Source organism: Stieleria mannarensis (genome assembly GCF_014154935.1).
Classification (GTDB): domain Bacteria; phylum Planctomycetota; class Planctomycetia; order Pirellulales; family Pirellulaceae; genus Stieleria; species Stieleria mannarensis.
In genome coordinates this window covers 87,401-114,188 of the sequence record NZ_JACEHH010000027.1, presented here as the reverse complement: position 1 = coordinate 114,188, position 26,788 = coordinate 87,401, and the positions used below count along the sequence as shown (strand labels likewise).

Genomic DNA, 26,788 nt, shown 5'->3' with positions numbered 1-26,788 from the left:
CAGACAGCCACGAATCCGTGGGGACTCCCTGCCATCGGTGGGGGATTTCCAGCGTCTTGCCCGAGCCGACTGGAAGATCAGCGGCGTCCCGTCAGGCTATAATGTTTGATTTCCCCTCCCACCGCACGTCTGTCTACCGTTATGTATCGCCTGATCTGGCTTGTTTTCGCAATCGGTGCGATTACGTCCTGCCCCGCCGCCGACGTCGATTTCGACTCGCAAGTCCGCCCGATCCTGTCGGACAAATGCTTTCATTGCCACGGTCCGGACGAAGCCACCCGTGCAGCGGACCTGCGGTTGGATACCGTCGAAGGTGCCACGGAAGATCGTGGCGGCTATGCCGCGGTGGTCCCCGGCGACCTGGAAAACAGTGAAGCACTGCGGCGGGTGTTGTCGGATGATCCCGACGAAGTCATGCCTCCGCCGGAATCGAAGCTCACGCTGTCGGCGCGGGAAAAGTCGATCTTGCAAGAATGGATCGAGTCGGGCGCCCACTGGTCCGAACATTGGTCCTTCGTTCCCCCACAGCTGCCGACCGTCCCCGAGGATCCATCCCATTGGTCGCACAACGAAATCGATCGGTTCATTCGCTCCCGCGCGCTCGCGGTCGGGGTCGCCCCGCAAGCCGAAGCCGATCGGGAAACATTAATCCGTCGCGTGAGCTTGGACCTGACGGGGTTGCCACCGTCGCTGGCCGAAGTCGACGCGTTTCTGGCCGATGAGTCCGATGGCGCGTACGAACGGCTGGTCGATCGCTTGCTCGCATCGCCGCGGTATGGCGAGCGGATGGCGTGGGAGTGGCTCGACGCGGCACGCTACGCCGATACCGACGGATTCCAAGGCGACCCGACGCGGACGATGTGGCCTTGGCGCGATTGGCTGGTCGATGCTCTCAACGACAACATGCCCTTTGACCAGTTCACGATCGAGATGCTGGCCGGCGATTTGCTGGACCACCCGACCCCCGAACAGATCTTGGCGACCGGGTTCAACCGCAATCACATGTTCAACGGCGAAGGCGGACGGATCGCCGAAGAGACGCGGGTGGAAAACGTCTTCGATCGAGCGGAAACGACGGGGACCGTTTGGTTGGGTCTGACGATGACCTGCTGCCGTTGCCACGATCACAAGTTCGACCCGATCTCGCTTGAAGAATACTTCCAGTTTTACGCGTTCTTCGACAACACTTCGGAAACCGGACGCAGCGGTCGCGGCAAGACGGCGCCGGTGCTGGACTACCTGGACGAAGACCAACGTCGGCGGCGAGATGACCTTGCAGCCGAATTGCAAACCGTCGAATCCGAATTGACCGCCCCGCTTCCCAACCTGGACGCCGAACAAGCGGTCTGGGAAGTCGAGATGCGGGACAAACTGGCCGATCACACCGGTGCGGCACTGAAGACAGATCCGAACGATCGCCCGCCGGAGCAACGTCGCAAGTTGCGCGAGCATTTTCGATCGAAGCATTGGCCCGAGTGGAAAACGCTTTCGGAGCGCCGCGATCAACTGAAGAAACAACTCGCCAACCTGGAAAAACAAGCCGTCACCGTGATGGTGATGGACGACCTGCCCGACGATCGGCGGCGTCAAACGCTGGTGTTGGAACGCGGCGGTTATGACAAACCGACCGACGTGGCCGTCGATCCCGGCACCCCGGCCGCGCTTCCGCCGCTACCGGCCGATGCACCACGCAACCGTTTGACGCTGGCCCGATGGTTGGTCGATCCGACGAACCCGCTGACCGCGCGAGTCACGGTGAATCGTTATTGGCAGACATTTTTCGGACGCGGCATCGTTGAATCGACCGAAGATTTTGGGTTGCAAGGCAATCGTCCGACGCATCCCGATCTGTTGGACTGGCTGGCCGTTCGATTTGTGCAGAGCGGATGGAATGTCAAACAATTGCACAAATTGATCGTGATGAGTGCGACGTATCGTCAGTCGTCGAATCTGGACGAGGCATCGGTGGAACGCGACCCGCAGAACAAGTGGTTCGCCCGCGCGCCACGCTATCGTCTGCCCTCCTGGATGCTGCGTGATCAGGCGTTGGCGGTCAGTGGGCTGCTGACGCCGAAGATCGGTGGCCCCGCGGTCAAACCCTATCAACCCGAGGGCATCTGGGCGGAAGCCACGTTCGGCAAAATCCGCTACACGCCCGACAGCGGCGAGAAACTGTACCGTCGTAGTCTGTACATTTTCTGGCGGCGTATCGTCGGACCGACGATGTTTTTTGACGGCGCCAAACGACAGACCTGTGAAGTCAAACCGACGCGGACCAACACACCGCTGCACGCGCTGACGACACTCAACGAAACCACGTTCGTCGAATCGGCGCGGATGATGGCCGAGCGGGTGCTTCGCGAAAAGCAGTCACGATCCTCGCGTCTGACGTATGCCTTTCGATTGGCGACAGCGCGAAAGCCGACCAAGCGTGAGTTAGACGTCCTGGAAAGTCGCGTCGAAAAACTTCGCAACGACTTCGCGGCCAACCCCGACGACGCGCTGGAGTTGGTCTCGGTGGGGCAAGCGCCGCGTGATCCCGAAATCGACCTCGCCGAGCATGCCGCCTACACCATCGTTTGTTCGATTCTGTTGAACCTGGATGAAACCCTGTCCAAACACTGACGACGCCCACGGTGGGATAGGCTTCCAGCCTGTCATTTCGGATCTGTTTTTTCGGAGCCGACAGGCTGGAAGCCTATCCCACGGTGGATGACGCAGGGGATCCACCTCCTGGCGAAGGCAGCTACGTTTTCATTGAGATCCGCACCAACCCATGCCACACCCATCATACATCCATCCGATCCAACAAACTCGGCGCCAGTTCTTCGGTTCGGCCGGGACCGGTATCGGTCTGGCGGCTTTGGCAACGCTGTTAGGCCAAGACCGGGCGATCGGTGCCGGCGGGTTGCCGACGCTGCCGCACTTTGCCCCCAAGGCCAAACGGGTGATCTACTTGCTGCAAAACGGTGCCCCGTCGCACATCGATTTGTTCGACCACAAACCGACGCTGACGAAACTGCACGGCCAACAGATTCCCGACTCGGTCGTCGGCGGAGCCCGCTTCAGCACGATGACCGGCGGCCAGACGGCGCGGCCTTGTTTGAAGGAGATCACCAAGTTCGCGCGTCACGGACAAAGCGGCGCGACGGTTTCGAGTTTTCTTCCCGAAACGGCCAAGATCGTCGACAAGTTGTGCTTCATCAAATCGATGCACACGACCCAGGTCAATCACGCACCGGCGATCACGTTCTTTCTGACCGGTGATGAACGCCCCGGCCGGCCCAGCATGGGATCCTGGCTCAGTTACGGCCTGGGCAGCGAAACCGAGGAACTGCCCGCGTTCGTGGCGATGACGTCACGCGACAAAGAAGCTTCCTGCGGACAGATCTTTTACGACTATTACTGGGGCAGCGGTTTTCTGCCGACGGTGCATCAAGGCGTCAAGTTTCGCGGCAGCGGCGATCCGGTGCTCTATCTCTCCGACCCGCCCGGCATGAACCGCGATCGCCGCCGTGGCATGCTGGATGACTTGGCGGCGCTCAATCAAGAACAACTCGATGTGGTCGGCGATCCGGAGATCGCCACCCGGATCAAACAGTACGAGATGGCGTACCGCATGCAAGCGTCGGTTCCAGAGCTGACCGATCTGTCGACCGAATCGGAATCGACCCTTGCGATGTATGGACCGGACGTCACACGGAAAGGATCGTATGCTTACAACTGCCTGATCGCCCGTCGGTTGGCCGAGCGTGGGACACGATTCATTCAATTGATGCATGCCGGCTGGGACCAGCACCGCAATTTGAACAGCCAATTGGAAATCCAGTGCCGCGACACCGACGCACCCTCGGCGGCACTGGTCAAGGACTTGGAACAGCGTGGGCTGCTGGACGACACATTGGTGATCTGGGGCGGCGAATTCGGACGGACTCCGTTCCTGCAGGGGAAAATCGAAGACACAAAGCGTTGGGGCCGCGACCATCATCCGTACGTGTTCACACTGTGGATGGCCGGCGGCGGCATCAAGCCTGGCGTCACCCACGGTGAGTCCGATGAATTCGGATTCAGCGTGGCGTCCGATGGCGTCAGCGTTCACGATTTCCAAGCCACGATCCTGCATCTGTTGGGGATCGATCACGAGCGGCTGACTTTTCGTTTTCAAGGCCGTCGTTTTCGTTTGACCGATGTCCACGGTCACCTGATCGAACCGATTGTGGCGTAGGCGGCCTGACCGGATGCTATTCCGCCGACGAGAAAACGATCCTGGCCGTCGTTTGGCACCCATACCAAGAGATCTTTCAAGGCGTGATCACGTGCATGCACAACGATTTTCGCATCGGCGGATTGGCGCCGGGACAAACGAAACACATTCAGGGTAAGCTGTACGTCGTCCCGGCGGACACGCAAGCGCTCGTCCGTCGGTTTCGAGCTGATTTCCCCTGACTTTTGCCGAACCGATGGATGCCGTTGGCCGGCCATCGACTGCCGCCGCCTTGCCCCAGAACTTGTTTATGGCCGTTGGCCAAACGTTCTCGATTTTCATTTCCAACCTTGGGCGATGCCCAAGGCTAGGGGTGTAAACGGCCTTTGGCCGAATCCCGACGACGTGAGCCAGGATCCCTCAACTTACCTAAGCCCATCATGATTCGTTCACTGTTTTTCACATTGCTAGTTGCGTTGCCAATCGTTCCCACCCTGGCCCAAGAGGCAACCGACGACGGCCCGGTGGCGCAACCGTTGAAAGTCGCGACCTACAACATCCGCTACGCCAACCCGGGCGACGGCGAAGACATTTGGCCGAATCGCAAGGAATTCGTCGCCGAGTACTGCAAACGCAACGACATCATCGGGCTGCAAGAGGTCACCGAACCCCAATTTGCTTTCTTGCGAGCCGGAATGCCCGATTTTGATTCCTACGGCGTCGGCCGAGACGACGGGAAAAGCGGCGGAGAACACGCGCCAATTTTTTATCGCAAAGAAAAATTCGACATCATCGACAAGGGGACGTTTTGGTTGAGCGAGTCGCCTGAAATGGTCGGCGTGAAGGGCTGGGATGCGGCGTTGCCACGGACCTGCACCTGGATCCACTTTCGCGACAAACGTAGCGGGGCCCAGCTGTACGTGGCAAACACTCATTTCGATCACCGAGGCGCGAAGGCGCGAACCGAAAGTGGAAAACTATTGGCCGAGCGTCTCGGGAAACTGCCGAAGAATCTGCCGGTCATTCTGATGGGGGATTTCAATTGCACGATTGGTTCCGAACCGTACAACGCGATGGTGACGTCGCTCGCCGACGCGAGAAACGTCAGCGAGTCCGAGCCCACCGGACCGAACAGCACCTGGAACGGTTTCAAAGCGATCGCTCCCGACCGGATCATCGACCACATCTTCGTCCGTTCGATCGACGTGCAGCAGTTGGCGGTCCACGACCCCAAGACCGACCGCGGCCGATTCGCAAGCGATCACCTGCCGGTGCAGATCGTGGTGTCGTTGGCGAAGTAGGTCGTTGCGGAGAGTCGTTTACGACGACGCCCCGGAAAGGTAGTAGTTGTACAGGGTAGCGGAAGCCGCCAAGGCTTTCGGCCCTCCCCGCGCGGCTTCGCCGCGATGGCGAAACTCTTGGCGAGTTCCGCTACGGTCACTCCTGCTGTCCTTCCCACACCGACTGGTACTCTCCGATCAGCTCCGCTTCACGCTCGGTCCCGATCGCCGAAAAGACATCCCATGCCGGTTTCTTCCGCCCCAGCGGATGCGTCTCGCTCGGCAATCCGCGCAAGCCTAACCGCAGCCCGCCTTCATTGGGATGGTCGCTGGGGCGGTGGTAATCGAACGCCAGGATCGACGGGCACTGGCGCAGCTTCTGCCAGGTCAACAGCAACGCGGCGGCCTGGGTCCGCAACTGGTCTTCATCCTGCTCGTCGGCGTGAAACCCTTGCTCGCTGCAGATCACCGCGCGAACGCGACCATCGACCGTTCGACTGGAATCGAGGTGCATGAAGCGATCGAGCACGTGCAGGTTTTTGATCGTAATCAAACGCGTGTCAAAATCATCGGACACCTGCGTGTCGTTCCAAAAGTCTGCTTTCCACAGACTTTGGGGATAGGGATGATAGGCGACGCCCCATGGAAAGTCGCCTTCGAGTCGACTGTCGTGGATCAGCCGCTGCAGCATTACCTTCGGCGCGTAGGTTTTCCAGTGCTGGTTGTCGGTCGTGTTCCAGCGGTGGGTCAAAGAGATAAAAACGTGGGCGTTGGGGTTGAGTGACCGGGTTGCGGCATCGACCAGTCGCATCGACCGGATGTAATGGTCCATGAAGACTTCGATCGGTTGTTGCCCCATGTTGGTCCACTGCCATCCGTAGTCGACTTCGTTGTGAACGATCCAGTGGTCCACCCGACCATGTTGTTGATCGGTTCCGCTGTAGCGTTGTGCAAGGACATGCAGTGCGGCGGAATACCGGGCGACCGACTCCGGTTCGGTCAGGTTGGGCATCGCATAGGTGCCGGCGTCGGTCGATTCGGGATGTGCGATCGGTGATCGGCTGTGCGACGAGGTGGGGATCAACAAGATGCCGGCGACGACGGCGCCCGCATCGCTGATGGTTTGGATGTCGCGATCTTGCTGTCGTAGCCGCGGCTCGTTCAGCCACCAGGTGCGTCCGTTGACATCGATCGTCGGCCAGCCGGGACGCTCGGTTTCGCTGACCAAGCCGCTGACGAGGATGTTGACCGAGGCGTGCCCGATCCCGAGTTCACGAAGCTGGTCGGGGGTGAACCTGGACGTGATGCACGTCAATCCCTTGGCGGCCGCAAGCGAGTTCGATGCCGGGGCGTTTTCGCGATGAACCAGATCACGGTACCGGGCGGCCGAGACGGGCGTGGCCACTGCGCCACGTTGACCAACCAATTGAAACCGAACCCCCGCATCCAACCAGGGCGAACCGTGCGGGGAAGGGATCACCGCACGGAATCGTTGCCCCGATGGATCGATCGACACCGGCCAACGCCGCGCCAGTTCCGTGTCTGTCGGCGGATCGGCAGAGACGCTCTGGGCATGCCGCGCGATCAAAAACGCGCCGTCGATCGACTCGGGATCCGAAACCATTCCGGCAACGTGGAGCTGGGCTGCGTCCAGGGTGACCGATTCGAATTCCGCGGGCCAGCGACGCGTTCGATAGTCATTGATTCGCTCGGCCAACGCCGTTTTCTTCATCCTGCGCTCGGCGGCGTCCCTGCGTCGTTTCAATTCCGCATCGTTGATCGGCCGAACAATCACGCGGCGCACTTGCAGCTGAATGTTCGGACGGGTGCCCAAGTCGATTCGGACGGGGATTTCGACCGCACTGCCGATCGCCTCGGGAGCGAGTTCGCTGAGTGAGAACGCATACTTGGTCCAGCCTTCGGCGCTGGGCAGGTTCGGCAGTGCGGTGGCGTCGGGCCGATGAATCCCCGCTCCGCTCCGCCACTGGATCCCGCGAATTCCATCGGGGCAAAAGTATTCCAGTTCAAGCATCCAGTCCCGCTCGGCCGCTTCGAGCGGAGGCAGTTGAAAGCGAAAGAACGGATCGGATCCTTGGGTCAAAAACGTCACCACGCCGTCCTGTTGCGAAATGCGCAACTGGTTCACATGGTCGCCGACGCGGGACCAATCCAATCGGTAAATGCCGCGTGTCGTCGAGGTCGCTCCGTCGCCCCGGCCCCCGTCGTTCGCATCGCCGGATGCGAAATTCGTCAAGCAGAGCAGCAGGAGAGACGTCGAAACAAAGGGGCGGAACATCATCAACATCAAACGGTGGGAGGGAGTCCGAATTGGATCGCGATATCGTAATGCATCGAAACCACCACACGGAAGCGGAAGCCGCCAAGGCTTTCGCCGCCCGACCACGCGCCGGTTCAACGTCGGGAGGCGAAACTCTTGGCGAGTTCCGCTACGTTGGCAGGCTGATCTGGCCGACCACGTCGTGTGAGAACAGGTGTCACTCCTCTCGTGAATCGCTAGGGACCGGCCGGCGGCACGACGAATGGGAACGCGATCGGGATCACGATCATCGAAACGGCAAACACGATCAAGGACAGTGGCAACCCGAATCGCAGGTAGTCACTGGCGCGATAGCCGCCGACGGTGTAGACCATCAAATTGGTTTGATAGCCGAACGGGGTCAGAAAACTTGCCGATGCGGCGATCATGACGGCGATCACGAACGGCAACTCGCTGACGCCCAACGTCCCGGCGGCTCCCAGAGCGATCGTCAACATGATCAATCCCGCTGCGGTGTTGGTGATCAATTCGGTGCACAGCATCGTGGCCAGATACACCAACGCCAAACTGAGCAAGGGGTTTCCGCCGGCCAAACGGATCATCTCCGTCGCGATCGCCTGTGCCGCCCCGCTGGTTTCCATCGAGCTGCCGATCCCGATCGTCGCCCCGATCACGATCAAAATACTCCAGTCCACCGAACGCCGGGCTTCGCTGGACGTGCAACATCGAAACAGGATCATCGCGATGGCGGCGGCCATGGCGGCGGTCAGAATCGAGGCGATCTTGAGTGCGGCGATCAACACCATCGCCACCATGATCGCGATCGCGTACCACGCCCGTTCGTGCCGGCGGACGACATCCGAACCGACCCGGCTGACCAGATAGAAATCGCGGAGTTCTTTGGCCCGATGCAGAAACGAGGGCGACGCTTCCAACAACAGCACGTCACCGGTTTCCAACGCGACGTCACCGATCTTGCCTTGCAGCCGACGATCGCCGCGTGCGACCGCCACGACGGCGGCGTTGTAGTTGCTGCGAAAACGGCCTTCGCGGATCGTTTTACCCAACAGCGAGCAGCGCGGGCTGACGACCGCTTCGATCAACGTCCGACGCCAGGCCGGCACTTCCAACTTGCGGCCCTGGTCGTCGGGCGTCAGCAGCCCGCGGATCTTTCTCAGATCCACCACCGACTCGAGTGCCCCGACCAGAATCAACGCGTCGTCCCCTTGCAGCCGTTCGATCGGCTTGGCCGGAATGACCGTGTCGCCGCGTTGGATTTCGGCAACGTACAACCCCGGCAAACTTCGCAGCCCCGCGTCTTGAATCGATTTCCCAACCAGCGGTCCGTGGGGGTCGACCAACATTTCGACCGTGTACTGTTTCGGGTCGTCGCTGACACTGACCGCCGCCTTCCGTTCGGGAATCAGCTTGGTCGAAAACAGCATCATGTAGGCGACACCCAACACCGACGCCGGAATCCCGACCACGGCGGGGGCAAAAAACGTGATCTCGCCGCCGTGCTTGGCTTGAAACTCCTCTCGCACGATCAGATTCGTGCTGGTCCCCATCACCGTGCACATCCCACCCAGGATCGCCGCATAAGACAGCGGCAACAGCAAGCGGCTGGCACTGGCTCCCAATCGCTTGCAGACGTCGTCGACGATCGGCATCAGCGCCGCGACGACCGGTGTGTTGTTTAAAAAACCGCTGCCGACCGCCACGGGCACCAGAATTCTCGCCTGTGCCGAGCGAAAGGTTTTCGCCCGATCCAAAAACCAGCCGGTCGCCAATTTCGTCCCCCCGGTCATCTCCAACCCCGCGACGACGGCAAACAGCAAACCGATCGTCAACAACCCCTGATTGCTAAACCCCGCGACCGCATCACCCGGGCTGGGCAAATGGGGCGTGCCGGTCAAATCTTGGACGATCACCAAAATCGCCAGAAACGCCAGCGCCAACAGGTCCGTCGACGCGACCCGCATCGCCAAACTGGCCAGCAATCCGAGCGAGACGGCGAGCGATAACCAGGCTTCCCAGATCATGGACCGGTGGAACTAAAGGGTGAGATGGAGGTGCAGACCAAAGCGGAAGACCGCTACGTTAAGCTCAGCGAAAAGGCCGCTCGCGCTGGCGTGAACCGGCTGATGTCAAATGAATATCAGCCGTTTGGCGCTCGCCTACGGGCCCCTACCTGTGGAAAACATGCTTCACGTAGCGGTCTTGAGCCAAAGCGATTGCGCGAGGACGAACAGAAACAATAATCGCTCAGACCTCAAATGTTCAGATGGGGTTCGGATTCACTGCGATCGCGCTGCGGTCGCTATCGAAACACGCGCCGCAGCAACAGCGGGGTCACCACCGCGCTGAATCCGCCGGGGATCAGCCCCACCATCGCGCCCGTCAGGCCAAACCCGCCGAGGAAGACCGCGGCGACCAGACCGCATAGAAACCCGCAGATTCTGCCGAACATAAAGACCGATCGGCGGTCCCAGGGCTGGTCTTGCAAGGCCGCCAGACTGGTCCGCAGCAAAAAACACAACGGAACCAGGACGATCGAAACCAGCCCGGCTGCAACCACTCCGACCAGAATGGAGAGGGGAAACGCGTAAAGGAACACAAACCCCGCTTCATGAACCTCCGACACGCTGCGTGACAGGGTGATCGTCCCCACGACGACCGTCGACAGCAATACGCCGAACAGCCCTCCGGAAATCGTCACCGCGCCGATCACCGACCCGATGATCCGCCTGGCCGAGAAGGTTTTGGATTTCAGCCCCGCTGGGTCATGCTCCTCCGACCCCAAATGAGACGTCGGGGCGAACGGGTTCAGCGGGGTCGGCTGGCCATCAGAGTCGTGCATCATGGTGTAAAGCCGGCTGGGAAACGGCAAAGCAAATCGATCGCCGACTATCTGGCAGTGGGACCGCCGTTACAATCGTACCGGACACCGACGATGGTCGCCACTCTTCGCCCCCATCGATTGAACTCGCCCCCAGCCGCCAGCAATGACCGCCAACGAGAAAACCTCCCCGATCGACGAACTGCGGGCCCAGTACGAAGAGCTGGCCGAACTCGCCGGATCGCTCGCGCATGAAATCAAAAACCCGTTGTCGGTGATCCACATGAACATCGATCTGCTGAGCGAAGATCTGGTCGAGTGGAATTCGCCACAGAGCCGGCGGTCGATCGAACGCGTCAATATCGTCCGCGAACAATGCGAGCGGATGCAGGGATTGCTGCGAGATTTCCTGCGCTACGCCCGGCTTCGGGACATCGATCTGGTTTCCGGATCGTTGAACGACCAAGTCGACACGGTGTTGCGTGCTTACAAAGCCGAGGCGTCCAAACGGGGGATCGAAATCAAACGCTACCTGGACAGCGATCTGCCGTCGATCGCCCTGCACAGCGACTCGCTGCAGGCGGCTTTGATGAACCTGGTCAAAAACGCACTCGAAGCAACCGGGCGTGGCGGCCAACTGCTCGCACGCACCTACAGCACGCAGTCCAGCGTCGCGTTGGACCTGATCGACAGCGGCCGCGGCGTGGACAACAACACGATCATGCACATGTTCCAGCCTTTCTACACGACCAAGGAAGGCGGCAGCGGTCTGGGGTTGCCGACGGCACGGAAAATCATCGAAGCCCACGGTGGCCGCATCAGCGTGCAGAGCGAAGTCGGCCGGGGGACCAAGTTCACGCTGGAATTCCCCGTGCTCAAGCGACTCCCCTGACCACCGCATCGGTTGCTGTCTCGCTTTGAGGGACCGTCCAGCTGAAGGCGATCGCTTTTCTCGTCTGCCCCGGCCCTTCCGGGCCGTCGCCCGTGGGGCTCCGCGCGACGACCTCGAAAAGACGTCGTACACCCTCCGCCGGGCGCGGAACAACCGCGTCATCCGTCACAATCGATTCGATCGGCTGCCGCCGGAATGACTTGCGTCGCTGCCCTCGCTTGTATCTTCGTTTCGCTCAAATACGTTGTTTTATCACGTCGCACCCGCCATTGTGACCTCACGCGTTTCGATCCGAATCTCTCCCGTCGCCACGACGTGCCCCCCATGCCCAAGCCGAATCTCGTACTCGCCGGTCTCACGTTTGCCCTGCTGTCGCTGTGTTTCGGTCCGCACGTCGTGGCCCAGGCTGATGCAGAGACACGTGACGATGCCGCCGATGCCTCGCCGTCGGATGCTCTGGTCATCAAGGAAGCTCAAACCTCTTTGATCCAGAACGTGTCGATCGCCACACCGGTGTCCGGCGTGGTTTCTGTGGTTCAGGTGCAAGAAGGTGATCGTGTCCAGGCCGACACATCGCTGGTCACGCTCGAAGACAACCTTGCGGAAGAGGAACTGGCTGCCGCCAAAGCCGCCTTGGACGCCGCACGTTTGGAAAGCGACAACGACGTCAACCTGCGTTTCGCCCAGCGGACCTTGCAAGTTCGCGAGCATGAGATGAAGCAGAGCCGATTGGCCAACGACACCTATGCCGGTGCGGTCAGCGACTTTGAACTAGAAGAGATCCGCTTGAAAGTCGACCAGGCGGCGCTGGCGATCGAACAAGCTCGCCACGAGCTGATGATCGCCGCGGCAGCGGCGGTGGAGAAACAGGCGGCCGTTTCGATCGCCCAGACCCGACTGGATCAACACAGCGTGACATCTCGCGTCGCAGGCGAGGTTGCCCAAGTCGATGTGCAACCGGGCCAGTGGGTCGAAGCCGGCACCAAACTCGTCCGCGTCATCTCGCTGGACCCACTGCGTGTCGAAGGCTTCATCGACGGCCGCAAGCACGGCCCCGGGCTGATCGGACGCAACGTCCGCTTCACCCCCGCCGGAGCGGACGAAGACGAAAGTCTGACCGGTCACGTCTCCTTCGTCTCCCGAGAACTGCACCCGGTCACCGGCCAAGTCCGGCTGTGGGCAACCGTCGACAACCCCGACGGCCGGATCGGATCGGGAACGCCTGGGACGTTGGTGGTGGAGTAGGGGGCAAGTTCTTGGTTCTTGGTTCTTCTCGTCACCCATTTTCTTGTCTCCAATTGTCTCACATCTATTTTTCTGCGCCCCATTTTTCTGTCCTCTCCTCCCGCGTCTCTCCCCGCCACTTCCCTCCCGCGTTGCGTCATCGCCTTCGTTGGCGGACAATCCGTCTGAATGACACGTCCGGATTTCCCCGTCACCCAACTCACCTGCGATGTCCCCTTCGCCTCCTGCCACGCCGGCCCGCTTGAGCGCCGGCTCGATGGTCCTCTCCGGAGTCCGGTTTAACTGGCGGACCTCGTTGGCGGTCGCGTTGGGGGTGGCGATCGCCACCGCGGTGATCGTCGGCGCGTTGCTGGTCGGGGATTCGATGCGTGGCAGTTTGCGTGGTTTGACGGTCGAGCGATTGGGAAAGATTGAATCGGTGGTCGCCCCGGGCGGGTTCTTTTCCGCCGACGATGCCGCGACGACGCTGGGCGTGGATCCGTCGCAATTGGCGACCATCATCTTGTTCGATCGCGCCGTCATCGAAACCGTCGGCGCGGCCGACTCACGTCGCGCCGGCGCGGTCCAAACGATCGGCTGCGACGAAACGTTTTGGAACCTGGACGTCGCCGGCATCGCGCCGACGATCCTGCCGGGTGAGGATTCGATTGTCTTGACCGCAGGGCTGGCCGCCGAGCTGGGTGTCCAGGTCGGTGACCAGGTCACGGTGCGGTTGCCGGTCGAACAAGCGGTTCCGGCTGACAGCCCGCTCGGACGACGCGATGTGCAGACCGAAGGGATTCCGCGGTTGGAAGTCGTCGACATCCTGCCCGATCGCGGGCTGGCCCGATTCTCACTCTCCCCGGCCCAAGCGACACCGAAAAACGTGTTCCTGTCGCGGGACGTCATCGGTGACGTATTGGAAAGAGCCGGCCAGGCAAACGTGGCGCTGTCGACCGTTTCGATCGATCCCCAAAAACTCCGCGTGAACCTGTCCGATCTGGGGCTGCAACTCGAGCGTGTCACCAAGACCTTCGAAGGAACCACGATCTTTGACTATTACAGCGTCACCAGCGATCGGTTGCTGCTCGACGACACCGCGGTCGACACGATCACCGCCGCCCTGCCGCCGGGCTCGGTCACCCCGGCGATGACCTACCTGGCCAATGCGATCGAGCGCCTTGACCAGCCCGAGGATGTCGATGCCGATGCGGTGTCCACGGTGACCTACAGCACGATCACGGCGATCGATTCATCGCCCGAATTGCCGTTGGACTTTGGTGATACCGATCCACTCGATACCGATTTGCCCGATGACGCGGTCCCGATGGTGCTGAACTCCTGGACCGCCGGGCGACTGGGCGTCGACGTGGGGGCGCGATTGCAGATCGCCTACTTCGAACCCGAGGTTGAAAACGGCAAAGAAATCGAACGCACGTTCCAGGCTGTGGTGACGGGCGTGGTTCCGATCACCGAGCCGACCCGACGCTACTTCCGCAGTCGCCCGGCCGTGTTTGACACCGCGCCGACGCGCTACAACGATCCGAATTTGACCCCGACGGTGCCCGGCGTGACCGACCAGGATTCGATGAGCGACTGGGACACGCCGTTCGAACTGACACGCGACGTGCCGGCCGCGGACGATGATTACTGGAAGAATCACCGGCTGACTCCCAAAGCGTTCATTCCGCTTGCGGCCGGACGGCGGCTGTTCGGCAGCCGGTTCGGCGAAACGACGGGGTTGAGAATCGATCCGTCGGTTGCCCCAGATGTTGACGCATTGCAATCGACACTGGTCGCGGCACTCGCAGGCGTCTTGCCCGAACTCGGCTGGCATCCGCGTCCGATTCGTAGCGATCAGTTGGCCGCATCCAAAGGCACGACGCCGTTTGACGGGTTGTTCTTGGCGCTCAGTTTCTTCGTGATCTTTTCTGCCGTGATGCTGATCGCGATGCTGTTTCGGTTGGGCTTGGCCCGCCGGGCGCGTGAGCTGGGAACGTTGATGGCGATCGGTTTGGAACGCAAGCAAGTCTCGCAGTTCTTTCTCGGTGAAGGCGTCGTGATCGCGCTGGTCGGTGTGTTGCTGGGGGTGGCCGGTGGCATCGCCTATGCCCACGTGGTGTTGGCGGCGTTACGGACGTATTGGGTCGGCGCCGTCACGGTTCCTTTTCTGACGTTTCACTGGACGCTCAAAAGCCTGGTCGGGGGCGGGGTGATCGGTTTGTTGATCGGGGCGGGGACGTTGTGGTGGACGTTGCGATCGTTGTTACGGCATCAAGCCGTCACGTTGTTACGGGGCGGAGAGTCTTCCGATCAAGTCCGCCCGGGAGTCCGCGTCAGTCCCTGGCCGCAGCGCTTGGCAATCGTGATGATCGTGATGGCGATCGGCGCAGGCATCGGCGGTGCGATGTCGGGCGGTCAGACGGCTGCCGGAGGATTTGTCGGCGGCGGGATGCTGTTGTTGATCGCCGTCTTGATGCTGATTTACGACTCGCTGCGCAAATCCAAACGGCACGGTGATTCGGCGGCGGGCTATTCGCTGGGGCGATTGGCTCGCAGCAATTCGACCCGGTCGCCGCTGCGCAGCACGCTGACGATCGGATTGATGGCGACCGCATCGTTTTTGATCGTCGCGATCACCGCGTTTCGATTGCAACCATCCGACGAAGGCACCGGCGGGTTTGATTTGGTCGCCGAAACGGCCCAGCCCCTGTACGAAGACCTGACCGACCCGGCCGTCCAGACCGGATTGCTGGGAAACGATGCTCCACTCGTCTCCTCGGCCACGATCGTTTCCATGCGTGTCCGCAGCGGACAGGATGCCAGTTGCAACAATCTGTACCAAGCCACCGAGCCGACGGTGCTGGGCGTTCCCGACCGGTCGGCCGAATCGCTGGGCAAATTCCGCTTCTATGCGTCGGCGGCACCTGACGACGAAGACCAGACGGCTTGGTCACTGCTCAGCCGGCGGGCAAGTGGCAGCCAAGAGGACCCGATTCCGTTGATCGTCGATCAGAACACGGCGATGTGGAGCTTGCAGATGATCCAGGGGATCGGGGAGCGAAAGGCGTTCGTCTATGACACCCGCACGATTCATTTCCAGGTCGTCGGGTTGCTGGAAAACTCCCTGCTGCAAGGTCGGTTGATCATCGGGGAATCGAATTTCCAGTCCGCGTTTCCCCAGATCAGCGGCTATCGATCCCTGTTGATCCGCAGCGACGACCAGCCGGCAGGCGCGGTTGCCTCGGCGTTGGAAACCCGGTTGGGCGATGTCGGTTTCGACGCCTCCGACGCAGGCCAGGTCCTCAGCGGCATGATGGCGGTGCAGAACACCTACTTGCGGACGTTCCAAAGCCTGGGCGGGCTGGGGTTGCTGTTGGGGACGGTCGGGTTGGCGATCGCACAACTGCGCAACGTGCTCGAACGCCGCAATGAACTCGCGGTGATGCGTGCGATCGGATTCACCCAAGCCCGATTGGCGGCGATGGTGATGGGCGAAACCGCGTCGTTGCTGCTGATCGGAATCGGCTGTGGGGTCGTCTGTGCCGTGGTCGCGGTGCTGCCCCATGCGCTGTCCGGTGGGATGACGCCGCCGATCGTCGAACCGATCCTGGTCGTGCTGGGGATCGTCCTGTTCGGCCTGCTGGCGGGGCTGATCGCCGCCTGGAAAGTCGTCCGAATGCCACTGCTGGAATCGCTGAGGGGAACGTGAATCGGATGGACTTGGATGAAGGTCGCTTTGACGCGTCCCCCGAGACGCTGCGAGACCCCGCGATGTTGCTGGCGCTCGATGAAGCGTTTTTGATGGGGGCCGAAGCCGGCGACGTCGGCCCGACGTTTCGGACCTGGGAATTCACAAGGGCGACCGTGGTGCTGGGGCGATCGTCCAAGGTGGACCGCGAAACCGACCGCGAACATTGCGACCGCCACGGCATCCAGATCTACCGCCGCTGCAGCGGCGGGGCGTCGATCGTCGGCGGTCCGGGGTGTTTGATGTACAGCGTGGTGCTGTCGCTGGAACAACACCCCCAAATCGCAAAGATCGACGAGGCCCACGACTTTGTGATGCATCGGGTGCTGGCCGCGGTGCAGCGACAATTGCCGCAGGTCCGGCTTCAGGGGATTTGTGATCTGACCTGGCGCGATCGCAAGTTTTCCGGCAACGCGCTGCGGATCACGCGTCGCCACCTGCTCTATCACGGGACGATTTTGTACGCGGCCGATTTGCAGTGTGTCGACCGCTGCCTGGATTTTGCGCCTCGCCAGCCCGATTACCGTCGCGGACGCGATCACGGTTCGTTCGTCACCAACGCACCGCTGGATCCGGTACGATTGGCCGATGATTTGGCCGAACCATTCGGTCCGCCGGTGGGGCAGATCCCCGCCGCGATCCTGGCCCGGGCGTCCGAATTGGTGTCAAACCGTTATAGTTGCGAAGACTGGCGTTTTCGGCACTGAGATTTCAGCCGGTCATCGGCAAGTTTTCCGATTGCGAGATTTGTCGACCGAGTAAACTAACTGGAGGCGGGGGTACAGCGGGAACCGGTCGACGCGTCGCCGTCGGCTTGCATCGACACCCATTTTCGTCGCCGCGTGCCGGAAACTGCGCCTGCCGATCGCCCCTCGTGAAGCGACAATCGCAGCAATTTTGGTTCGCCGCGAAACCATTTGCCGGATCGACGGTTTAACCGATGAGGGTCTGCGCGCATCGTTGCCTGTGTTGCCCCCGTCCCCCGTGACGCTGCCCCCCTGACCTTGTGACCCTGACCTTGTGACCCTGACCTTGTGACCCCTCCTAACACTCCCTGCCTTCCCGAGAACGGTCTTCTCATGAAAATGAATCCGCGTCCTGCTGTCAGCACGCCGCCCGGCCGAAGCATGCCACTGCGACCGCGTCGCGGGGGTGCGTTCGGCGCCTTGATCGCCTGTTTAGTGATCGCGGGAATTCTTGGCGGAATCGGCTACGCGCTGTTTTTTAACGATAGCGATGGCATCAACACCGGCGAATTGATCACGGCAAACGTGGTCAAAGGGCCTTTCGACCACATCGTGCTCGAGCAGGGGGAGATCGAGAGCAGCAGCAACATCGAAGTCATCTGCCTGGTCAAATCGCGAGGCAGCGGCACCGGCGGGACCTCAATCCTGTGGGTGATCGACGAGGGCACGCGGGTGGAAGAGGGCGACAAGTTGGTGGAACTGGATGCCTCGCAATTGGAACAGACGCTCAACGAGGACAAGATCCGCGTGATCGCGGCCGAAGCCAACGTGACGACCGCCAAGGCCCAGGTCGAGCAAGCCAAGATCGCTCGCCAGGAATACCTGGAAGGCGTCTACATGACCGACGAGCGGGCGATTTTGAATGAAAAATTGATCGCCGAACAAGACTTGGTCAAAGCCCAAAAAGCCCTCGAGAGCAGCCAACGTCTGGTCGCCAAAGGGTTGATCAAGTCGCTTCAACTGGACGCCGACAAGTTCGCCGTCGCCAAGGCACGCAACGAACTGGAAGCCGCCGAAGGACGACTACGCGTGCTGCAAAACCTGACCAAGAAAAAAATGCTGGTCCAATTCGACAGCGACATCGAAGCCGCCCAGGCCCAATTGTCCGCCTATGAGAGCGAGTTGCTGGAACAGCAAATTCAATTGAAGGACACCGAAGAGCAGATCAAAAACTGCATCATGACCGCTCCGGCTGCCGGCGTCGTCGTACACGCCAACCGCTACAGCAGCCGTGGCGGAAACGCGGAATTTGTGGTCGAAGCCGGGGCCACGGTCCGCGAGCGGCAAGAGATCATTTACCTGCCCGACCCCAGCAAGATGCAGGTCAAAAGCAAGGTCAACGAATCGCGGATCACGCTGATCCGCGAAGGCATGGCGGTGAAAATCGCCGTTTCCTCAATCCCCGGATTGACCCTCAAAGGCCGCGTCACCAAGGTCAATCGATACGCCGAACCGAGCAGTTTTACCAGCTCGGGGATCAAGGAATATGCCGTGTTGGTCGACATCCTCAATCCGCCCGAAAACATCCGCACCGGGATGACGGCGGAGGTCCAGATTTTTGTCCAGCAACTCGAAGACGCGATCCAAATGCCGATCCAGGGGCTGTATGAACACGACAACCGGATGTTTGCGCTGGTCAAGGATGGCCCCGAGTCGTTTCGAACCACCCAAGTGAAAATCGGGGCGACCAACGACACGATGGCGACGATCGAAGAAGGGCTGAACGAGGGCGAAATGGTCGTGTTAAACCTCCGCGAACACCTGAATTTGATGGACCTGCCCGAAGTCTCCGCCGACGACAACAGCGAGATGCGTGAGATCGCCGACGTCGACCCCAATGCCAAGCCGGTCCAGATCGAAGACGGACCGAGTGACGGTCGCGGCGGCCCCAGCGGAGCCCGACGCGGCGGTGGCGGCGGTCCCGGTGGTGGTGGACCCGGCGGCGGTGGACGCCCCGACCCGGCAACCATCGTTTCCCGGATGATGGAAAATGGCGACAAAGACGGTGACGGCACCATCAGTGCCGACGAACTCAAAGCCCTGGACGCCAATTTCCGCGATCGCATCTCCGCCGCCGACAGCGACGGTGACGGAGCGGTCACGCGAGCGGAGATCATGAAGATGATCAACCAACGGGCGGGAGGCTGAACCGAGAATGTCGATGACTGACGCCTACCGATCCTCCGGTTCCGATCCCAACGGCACGGCCACCACGCCGAAACGATTGGCAACGTCGATTCGGAATCTGCAAAAGCATTACGTGCTCAAAAGCGAAACCGTTAAAGCGCTCCGTGGCGTCTCGTTCGATGTCCCCGAAGGCGATTACGTCGCCATCATGGGGCCCTCGGGGAGCGGCAAGAGCACCCTGCTGAACCTGCTCGGCTGCCTGGACAAACCGACCAAGGGTTCGTTGATGCTCGGCGACGATGACATCGCCACGATGAGCGACGACGAACTGGCCGAGATCCGCTCCGAACGGATCGGATTCGTGTTCCAGTCCTACAACCTGATCCAGCAACTGAGTGTCGTGGAAAACATTCAGGTGCCGCTGTATTACCAAGGGAACATCGGCGCCAAAGAACGCGCGCGATCGATCGAACTGGCCGAACGTGTGGGGCTGAAAGACCGCTTGGATCACCGCCCCACACAATTGTCCGGGGGCCAGCAGCAACGTGTGGCGATCGCCCGCTCGCTGGTCAACGACCCGTACTTTGTGCTCGCCGACGAACCGACCGGGAACCTGGACTCGGTCACGACCGAAGAGATTCTCACGATCTTCGACCAGCTGAACGAAGAAGGCCGCACGATCATCCTGGTCACGCACGAGGACTTCGTCGCCGCGCGTGCTAAGCGTGTTGTCAGGCTGAAGGACGGAAAACTGCACAAGGATGAAGTCAACGACGAAGCGGCGCGCGAGGAGGCGCGTGAGTTCCAGCGAAACCATGTCGCGCAACTGCTGAAAGAGGTGGATCGTTAAGATGATTTGGTTGCGCACCCTCCGGCTGGGCGTCAAAAGCCTCGCCCTGCACCCGCTGCGAAGTGGACTGACGATGCTCGGGATCCTGATCGGGGTCTGGGCCGTGATCTTGTTGACCGCGGTCAGCCAGGGCGCGAGCGATCAGGTTCAAAAACAGATCGAATCGTTGGGTGCCAACACGATCATCGTCCGCAGCCAGAAACCGCCGGAAGAAAAGCTGGCTGCCGGCGGGTTCGCCAGCCAATACGGGCTGTTGCGGCAAGACCTGGACATGCTCCTGGCCAGTGTCCCGACGATCAAGACCGCGGTGCCGATTCGCGAAATCCGACGCCAATTTGCGTTTCGTGATCGCACCGTCGATGGACGTTTGGTCGGTTGCACCCCCGGCTATGCCGACGTCAATACGCTGGCGATTCGAAAACAAGGCGGCCGGTTTCTGAGCGATGCCGACGGCATCCGCGCCGACACCGTTTGTGTCGTCTCGGCCGGCGTCGCCGAACGATTGTTCCCCTTCGAAGACCCGCTGGGGAAACGCGTCTACATCCCCGAAAGCAAAGACTACTATCGCGTCGTCGGCGTGTTGGAACCGCGCAATCCCTCCGCTGCCATCGGCGGATCGCTCGATTCCCAAGACTTTTCCTCCGACGTCTACGTCCCCATCCAAACGATCCGCAGCCGCGTCGGGGACCGCATCGTCACCCGCCGCAGCGGCCAGTTCCAGATCGAAATCATGGAACTCAACCAGATCACCCTGCAGGTCGGCAGCGTCGACGAAGTCCGCTCCAGTGCGGCCATGATCGAACGCTTGCTGGACCGCAACCATGCCAAGATGGGCGACGTCGCGGTCGTGTTCCCGTTGGAATTGCTCGAACAGGCGCGGAACCTCAGGTTGATGTTCTTGGGAATCGGGATCTTGATCGCGTGTATCTCGCTGATCGTTGGCGGCATCGGCATCATGAACATCATGCTGGCCAGCGTGACCGAGCGGACGCGGGAGATCGGGATTCGCCGAGCATTGGGCGCCAAACGCGGCGACATTGTGCGGCAGTTCCTGGTCGAAACCCTGGTGCTCAGCTTCTGTGGTGCGGCGCTTGGGATCCTGCTCGGATTTCTCGGCCCGGCCATGTACGAGGGCATGATCTATATCGTTCGCGAAGGGTTCCCCGACAAGTTCGCCGCCCTTCCCGATGCGATCCGCGAAGCCAAACCGGCGATCGTGTACGAGACGATTCCCTTGGCCGTGTTGATCGCCGTCCTGGTCGGTCTGGTCAGCGGGCTGTACCCGGCGATCCGCGCCGCACGGATGAACCCGATCGAAGCCCTCCGGCACGAGTAGACCGGGAACGAATCAAACCACGCGACACCCCCAACGGCATCGCGGCGTGTAAAATGCTGCGTTGCCTTGCCTGGACACCGATTCCCCAGTTTCTTCTACCCGGAGCCTTTGATGATCCATCGAATTGTTTTGACGCTCGCCGGCGCCGCCGCTGTCCTCATGACTGCCCCACCCGCCGAAGCGGAAGTGACCGTGACGATTTCGAAAATGCACCTCTGCTGTGGCGCTTGTGTCAAAGGCGTCGAAGGGGCGCTTGAGAAAGTCGAGGGCGCATCGGTCAAGGCGGATCAGAAAAACGGAACCGCCGTGCTGACCGCCGAGGACGCCAAGACCGCGCGTCGGGCACTCGGTGCGATCGCGCGGGCCGGATTCCATGGCGACACCGACCACGCCAAACTGAAAATCAAAGACAACAGTGGCGTTAAGCAAGGCACCACCCAACGTCTGGAACTGGTCGGAATCCACAATTGCTGCGGCGGTTGCAACAAAGCGATCAAAGCGGCGATCGCATCGGTCGACGGCGTCCAGGCCGATACCGCCAAAGCGAAACGCCGAACACTGGTCGTCGAAGGCGAATTCGATGGCCTGGCCGTCGTCCAGGCACTCAACAAGGCCGGTTTTCACGTCCGCGCCAAAGGAGCCGCCCAGGAGGCAGCTGCGAAACGAAAGCAGAAGTCAGACGGCGACAACGCGGACCAGTGAACGACACGGCGTTGGTCGGTGATGATCCGCCATTGTGAGGTGACGACCGCTTGGCGTTCGGTCTGTATTGTGCTGGTGGTCCTGGTGACCTCATCGGGATGTAACCGCGACACGCCGGACCCGGAGGTCAAGGAACCGCCACCCGGCACGCAGGTCTCCGAAGTAACCCTGGATGAAGCGCGTCGGCAGATCGCCGCGGGACAATTTGATGCCGCGCGCACATTGATCTCGCGTTATCTGCAGGACCACCCAAACGATCCGCTGGCCTTGGAAATGGCTGGCGACGGCGCGGTCCAGGCCGATGATGCGACCGCCGCGATCGGATTCTATCAGGCCGCCGTCGCCGCCTCGGAGCAACCCACCAAGCAGGTCTGGCTGAAATGGGCGGGCGCGACGGTCAACGCCCAGCGCCCGTTCGAAACCATCGCGGTCTTGCGACAGGCCGTCCAAGATTACCCAAGCGTCTTGGAGATCCGTCAAAACCTGGCCAGCCTGCTCGCCCGCGTCGGTTTGCAACACGAGGCGGCCGAGCATTTGCGTTGGCTGGTCCAACATAAATATGGCAGCCAAAGCATTCTGTTGATTCTGGCCGATCTGAATCGACCGCAAACACACGCACCGACCTGCGAATCGGCACTCCGCTGTCATCCGGAAGACCTGCGGCCGATGTTTTCGTTGGCCCAGCTCGACGCCTCACAGTCCAAGTGGAACGAGGTCGAACAAGCACTCCAAGCGGTCCTCGCCAGGCACCCGCGATTCGTGCCCGCACTGGCATTGTACGGCCGCGCGTTGGTCGAACTCGACCGAACCGAAGCGGTCCGGCAATGGAGTCAATCGCTGCCGCCGCAGATCGAAGGCGATCCTCAGTACTGGTTGTCGGCGGGAATCTGGGCATCCCGCCACGGGGCGACCGAACAGGCTGCCCGCGCGTATTGGACGGCCGTGCGGCTGGACGAGAATGATCCCGAAGCGCTCCAGGGGCTATCGGCTTCGCTGGCCAAACTGGGACGAACCGAACAGGCTCGGATCGCAGCCGACCGCGCTGAAAAAATCGCCATGCTGCGGAGCCACACCACAACCCTGGCCACTTGGGATTATGACTCGCAAACCGCAGTCGTCGATCTCGCTCGCACGCTCGACGATCTGGGGCGACTGTGGGAGGCGACGAGCTGGTTGATGCTGGGAGCTTCGATGCAACAGCATCCCGATCCTCGCTGGGAGCAGACGCTGCGCAAGATTCGCGCGGAACTGAAGGGATCCACGCCGTGGCAACTGCCCGGCGCGTTGGTTTCCACCAAACTGGACTTGTCGTCGATTCCGGAGGTGGTTTGGCGACAGTCGTCCGACGAGGTTTCCCCGTCGTCAGCGGAACCTGCGGATCCCAACCGATCGCATGTCGGACCAGCCGTTTCGGAGAAGCGAACGGCTCCCGCCTTCGGAGACGGCCTCGGGATGGCTGCTGCATTTCGTGACGAAGCCGTCAGGCGGTCGCTAAGCCATGTTTGTGCGATTAACAAACCCGACGATCAGGAAGCGGGGCTGATGATTTATCAATCGGGCGCAGGCGGCGCCGGCGTGATCGATTTTGATTTGGACGGCTGGCCTGATCTTTACCTGACGGTGATGGACGGAACGCCCAATCGCCAGGACTCGCGGCCCAATCGTCTGTATCGAAATCATGCGGGAAAATTCTCCGATGTCACCGCTGCTGCGTCGCTGATCGATCGCGGGTTCGCCCAAGGCGTCTCGGTGGGAGATTACGACGCCGATGGATGGCCGGACGTCTACGTCGCCAACATCGGACCGAACCGGTTGTATCGAAACAATGGCGATGGAACGTTTCAGGAGGTCACCGAGCTTTGCGGGCTGGGTGAAAATGATCCGGGGGGAAGCCGGTGGACGACCTCGGTCGCGATCGCCGACCTGAACGGTGACGGCCAAGCGGACATCTACGAAGTCGGTTACTGCCGAGGCGAGCAGCCGATGACCCTGGAGTGCATCGATCCGTCGATCGACCAGCCCCGGTCTTGTAATCCCATCGCCTTCGATGCCGAACCGGATCGAATCTGGGCCGGCAACGGTGATGGCACCTTTGACGACGCAACCGATTGGCTGGGACCGCACGAACCGGGACGTGGATTTGCGTTGGTGGTCGGTGACCTGGACGGCCGCGGCGGCTTGGAAACCTACGTGGCCAATGACATGACCGCCAATCACTTTTGGGCAAATCGGGACGGCGGAAACGCACTCGGCCTTTCCGAACAGGCGGGTATTAGAGGCCTGGCATTCAACCGCCGATCCGCCGCCCAGGCTTCCATGGGCATTGCCGCAGCCGATGCCGACCGAGACGGCGACATCGATTTCTTGCTGACCCATTTTGTCGATGATCACAATACCTACTATCGCCAGGACAGCCCGGGAATCTGGTCGGATGAGTCCCAGGTCGCAGGTTTTGCCGAATCATCGCAATCCATGCTCGCTTATGGCACCCAGTGGATCGACGTCGACAACGACGGCTCGCTGGAAGTCTTCATCGCCAACGGTGACATCGACGACTTCCGGTTCCAAGGTCGAGCGTTTCGCCAAAGAGCACAATTGCTGGAACAGGTCACGCACGGACGCTGGCAGGTGACGCCGGCCGATCGACTGGGCGATTACTTTCGCGTCGACAAACTTGGCCGCGCCGTCGCGACCCTGGACGCCAACCGAGACGGCCGCTGCGACTTGATCGTCACCCATCTTTTTGATCCCGTTGCGCTGCTGGTCAATCAAACCGAGACCGCCGATAGACAAACGCGTTTTTTCCTGCGGGCCAGATCCACGCATCGCGATGCGATCGGCACGCGGATCCGATTCACGACCAGCAAAGGAACGTTTGAACAGTCGCTGTTGGCCGGAAACGGATTCCAATGCGTCAACGAAGCCTGTGTCGCCTTCGGCACCGGCGACGTCGCGACACTCCGCAACGTCCGAGTGACGTGGCCCGACGGGATCAACGAATCGCTCGGAGAACTGGCTGGCGGCACCGATTATTTGGTCACGCAAGGAGCGGGCGTTTGGCGGCTCGACAACTGAACGGGAAACGGCAAGCGCGAGCCCAGCCGCGATGACGCATTTTATTACCCTCGCGACGCATATTGTGATTGCGTGTAGCCGTGCGCACGCCTTAATCTGAAGCGGTAGATGGTTCCACCCTGTCGGACGAACCGCGTCGGCATACCTGTATTCATTCCATTTTAGGTACTCACGTGACACCTCCCTTTCAAAAACGAAGAGCCGGCTTCACGCTCGTGGAGCTGCTTGTCGTCATTGCCATCATCGGCATCCTGGTCGGGCTCCTGCTCCCGGCCGTTCAAGCCGCGCGAGAAGCGGCACGACGGATGAGTTGCAGCAACAATTTCAAGCAACTCGGCATCGGCATCCACAATTACCACGCGGCCTACAAACAGCTGCCGACTCACGGTGCGGGAACGTTGCCGGGTACACCAGAGCCCTGGTTCCGCAGTTCCGATGTATCCAACCGGATGCGTTTGAGCATGCTGGTTCCGATCTTGCCATTCATCGAGCAGCAGGCGTTGTGGGATGACATCAGCAATCCGAACGCGGAACGCACCGACGGGAACACGGGCGCGGCGGTCGGAACGCCGACCAACCCTTGGCCGCCGATGGGACCGACTCCGGAAAAGATTCAGTACATCCCCTGGACGACGGAGGTGCCGACCTACCGCTGTCCCAGCGATCCCGGCGTCGGTCTGCCGGCGTTAGGGCGAACCAATTACGCCGCCTGTCTGGGCGATTCCTCGTGGCTCCTTCACTTAGCCAATCGCAACAACAACCGAACTCAGATCACGACGGGTCGAAGTCGTCAATCCAACGCGGCGCACCGTGGCTTTTTCCGACCGCTGCAAGAAGCCAAATTCCGCGACGTTTTGGACGGATTGTCCAACACGATTGCGATGGGGGAAATCATCACCTATCTGCAAGACAACGATAATCGCGGACAGGTGACCGAATCGTCGCGAAACCAGAGCGCCCCCGGTGTTTCGTTGGCGAATCTCCGTGACAATCCATCGATCTGTTCACCGCTGATCGACCCGGATCGCCCCAACTTTTGGGATTCGCAGTACTTTATGATTTCGCGAGCGTTGTTTGCCCGCGGCTATCGCTGGGCCGACCAAGGACCATTCTTTACCGGTTGCCTGACCATTTTGTCCCCCAACCGTGAGCTTTGCGGGCCTTACAACACGCTGGGCACGACGCTGATCGCGACCATGTCCAGTCGCCATCAAGGCGGAGCCCACGTGTTGATGGGCGACGGGGCAGTCAAGTTCATCACCGACTCGATCGACGCGGGTGATTCAACAGCCGGCAGCGTTTGGCTGAATGGAACCGGCGGGCAACTCCCCGGCTCGGTCAGTCCCTACGGACTGTGGGGGGCCCTCGGCACGCGGGCGAGTAACGAAACGATCGACGAAGAGATCTAGAATGCTGTCGCATCCGATCGTTCTGCAAGCGTCGATTGATCGCTTGATCAATCGACGTTTTCTTCATTCCTGGCT

The 26,788-nt window shown here is 60.9% G+C and carries 16 protein-coding genes; 13 read left to right on the top strand and 3 right to left on the bottom strand.

Annotated features, from left to right (window positions below; genetic code table 11):
- Positions 1-141: 141 nt before the first annotated feature.
- The 3 genes from H1B37_RS18815 to H1B37_RS18805 all read left to right on the top strand — a co-directional run bounded on the left by H1B37_RS18815 (position 142) and on the right by H1B37_RS18805 (position 5,505).
- Complete coding sequence (locus tag H1B37_RS18815) at positions 142-2,625, top strand: PSD1 and planctomycete cytochrome C domain-containing protein (RefSeq protein ID WP_182868204.1); 2,484 nt, start codon at positions 142-144, stop codon at positions 2,623-2,625.
- Between the two features lie 151 nt (positions 2,626-2,776).
- Entirely contained in the window at positions 2,777-4,225 is a 1,449-nt protein-coding gene (locus H1B37_RS18810) for a DUF1501 domain-containing protein (protein ID WP_182868203.1), read from the top strand.
- A gap of 419 nt (positions 4,226-4,644) precedes the next feature.
- Positions 4,645-5,505 (top strand): endonuclease/exonuclease/phosphatase family protein, encoded by an 861-nt coding sequence (locus tag H1B37_RS18805; protein WP_182868202.1) that lies wholly within the window; start codon positions 4,645-4,647, stop codon positions 5,503-5,505.
- Between the two features lie 136 nt (positions 5,506-5,641).
- On the opposite strand, the gene H1B37_RS18800 is transcribed toward H1B37_RS18805, so the two are convergent.
- The 3 genes from H1B37_RS18800 to H1B37_RS18790 all read right to left on the bottom strand — a co-directional run bounded on the left by H1B37_RS18800 (position 5,642) and on the right by H1B37_RS18790 (position 10,625).
- The gene (locus H1B37_RS18800; protein WP_182868201.1) at positions 5,642-7,783 is read right to left on the bottom strand and encodes a DUF5722 domain-containing protein; all 2,142 of its coding nucleotides are present in this window, start codon (positions 7,781-7,783) and stop codon (positions 5,642-5,644) included.
- A 215-nt stretch (positions 7,784-7,998) separates the two neighbouring features.
- A complete protein-coding gene (locus tag H1B37_RS18795) occupies positions 7,999-9,804 on the bottom strand; it encodes an SLC13 family permease (protein WP_182868200.1) in 1,806 nt (601 codons plus the stop codon).
- 278 nt (positions 9,805-10,082) lie between these two features.
- The gene (locus H1B37_RS18790) at positions 10,083-10,625 is read right to left on the bottom strand and encodes a hypothetical protein (protein WP_182868199.1); all 543 of its coding nucleotides are present in this window, start codon (positions 10,623-10,625) and stop codon (positions 10,083-10,085) included.
- A 142-nt stretch (positions 10,626-10,767) separates the two neighbouring features.
- Here H1B37_RS18790 and H1B37_RS18785 point away from each other — a divergent pair, with 142 nt between their 5' ends.
- The 10 genes from H1B37_RS18785 to H1B37_RS18740 all read left to right on the top strand — a co-directional run bounded on the left by H1B37_RS18785 (position 10,768) and on the right by H1B37_RS18740 (position 26,713).
- A complete protein-coding gene (locus H1B37_RS18785) occupies positions 10,768-11,493 on the top strand; it encodes a two-component system sensor histidine kinase NtrB (protein ID WP_182868198.1) in 726 nt (241 codons plus the stop codon).
- 324 nt (positions 11,494-11,817) lie between these two features.
- The gene (locus tag H1B37_RS18780; RefSeq protein WP_182868197.1) at positions 11,818-12,738 is read left to right on the top strand and encodes an efflux RND transporter periplasmic adaptor subunit; all 921 of its coding nucleotides are present in this window, start codon (positions 11,818-11,820) and stop codon (positions 12,736-12,738) included.
- A gap of 208 nt (positions 12,739-12,946) precedes the next feature.
- Positions 12,947-16,429 (top strand): FtsX-like permease family protein, encoded by a 3,483-nt coding sequence (locus H1B37_RS18775; protein WP_182868196.1) that lies wholly within the window; start codon positions 12,947-12,949, stop codon positions 16,427-16,429.
- A gap of 5 nt (positions 16,430-16,434) precedes the next feature.
- Positions 16,435-17,175: a lipoate--protein ligase family protein gene (locus H1B37_RS18770; RefSeq protein WP_182868195.1), complete on the top strand. Its 741-nt coding sequence runs from the start codon at positions 16,435-16,437 to the stop codon at positions 17,173-17,175.
- A 372-nt stretch (positions 17,176-17,547) separates the two neighbouring features.
- Positions 17,548-19,362 (top strand): efflux RND transporter periplasmic adaptor subunit, encoded by a 1,815-nt coding sequence (locus H1B37_RS18765; RefSeq protein ID WP_286177887.1) that lies wholly within the window; start codon positions 17,548-17,550, stop codon positions 19,360-19,362.
- Positions 19,363-19,369: 7 nt separating this feature from the next.
- Positions 19,370-20,191 carry an ABC transporter ATP-binding protein gene (locus H1B37_RS18760; RefSeq protein WP_436298471.1) on the top strand — a complete coding sequence of 274 codons (822 nt, stop codon included), beginning with the start codon at positions 19,370-19,372 and terminating at the stop codon, positions 20,189-20,191.
- A 1-nt stretch (position 20,192) separates the two neighbouring features.
- Positions 20,193-21,527, top strand: coding sequence for an ABC transporter permease (locus H1B37_RS18755; protein WP_182868193.1), 1,335 nt, complete (start codon positions 20,193-20,195; stop codon positions 21,525-21,527).
- 111 nt (positions 21,528-21,638) lie between these two features.
- Positions 21,639-22,229 (top strand): heavy-metal-associated domain-containing protein, encoded by a 591-nt coding sequence (locus H1B37_RS18750; RefSeq protein WP_182868192.1) that lies wholly within the window; start codon positions 21,639-21,641, stop codon positions 22,227-22,229.
- 21 nt (positions 22,230-22,250) lie between these two features.
- Entirely contained in the window at positions 22,251-25,304 is a 3,054-nt protein-coding gene (locus H1B37_RS18745; protein ID WP_182868191.1) for an FG-GAP-like repeat-containing protein, read from the top strand.
- A 173-nt stretch (positions 25,305-25,477) separates the two neighbouring features.
- Positions 25,478-26,713: a DUF1559 family PulG-like putative transporter gene (locus H1B37_RS18740; RefSeq protein ID WP_182868190.1), complete on the top strand. Its 1,236-nt coding sequence runs from the start codon at positions 25,478-25,480 to the stop codon at positions 26,711-26,713.
- Positions 26,714-26,788 lie beyond the last annotated feature (75 nt).

Bases quoted from the DNA above. Each gene is read 5' to 3' on its own strand.
- H1B37_RS18790 (WP_182868199.1), bottom strand. From the start codon at position 10,625: ATGATGCACGACTCTGATGGCCAGCCGACCCCGCTGAACCCGTTCGCC.
- H1B37_RS18815 (WP_182868204.1), top strand. From the start codon at position 142: ATGTATCGCCTGATCTGGCTTGTTTTCGCAATCGGTGCGATTACGTCC.
- H1B37_RS18805 (WP_182868202.1), top strand. From the start codon at position 4,645: ATGATTCGTTCACTGTTTTTCACATTGCTAGTTGCGTTGCCAATCGTT.
- H1B37_RS18770 (WP_182868195.1), top strand. From the start codon at position 16,435: ATGGACTTGGATGAAGGTCGCTTTGACGCGTCCCCCGAGACGCTGCGA.
- H1B37_RS18800 (WP_182868201.1), bottom strand. From the start codon at position 7,783: ATGATGTTCCGCCCCTTTGTTTCGACGTCTCTCCTGCTGCTCTGCTTG.
- H1B37_RS18775 (WP_182868196.1), top strand. From the start codon at position 12,947: ATGTCCCCTTCGCCTCCTGCCACGCCGGCCCGCTTGAGCGCCGGCTCG.
- H1B37_RS18755 (WP_182868193.1), top strand. From the start codon at position 20,193: ATGATTTGGTTGCGCACCCTCCGGCTGGGCGTCAAAAGCCTCGCCCTG.
- H1B37_RS18785 (WP_182868198.1), top strand. From the start codon at position 10,768: ATGACCGCCAACGAGAAAACCTCCCCGATCGACGAACTGCGGGCCCAG.
- H1B37_RS18765 (WP_286177887.1), top strand. From the start codon at position 17,548: ATGAAAATGAATCCGCGTCCTGCTGTCAGCACGCCGCCCGGCCGAAGC.
- H1B37_RS18795 (WP_182868200.1), bottom strand. From the start codon at position 9,804: ATGATCTGGGAAGCCTGGTTATCGCTCGCCGTCTCGCTCGGATTGCTG.
- H1B37_RS18810 (WP_182868203.1), top strand. From the start codon at position 2,777: ATGCCACACCCATCATACATCCATCCGATCCAACAAACTCGGCGCCAG.
- H1B37_RS18760 (WP_436298471.1), top strand. From the start codon at position 19,370: ATGTCGATGACTGACGCCTACCGATCCTCCGGTTCCGATCCCAACGGC.
- H1B37_RS18745 (WP_182868191.1), top strand. From the start codon at position 22,251: ATGATCCGCCATTGTGAGGTGACGACCGCTTGGCGTTCGGTCTGTATT.
- H1B37_RS18780 (WP_182868197.1), top strand. From the start codon at position 11,818: ATGCCCAAGCCGAATCTCGTACTCGCCGGTCTCACGTTTGCCCTGCTG.
- H1B37_RS18750 (WP_182868192.1), top strand. From the start codon at position 21,639: ATGATCCATCGAATTGTTTTGACGCTCGCCGGCGCCGCCGCTGTCCTC.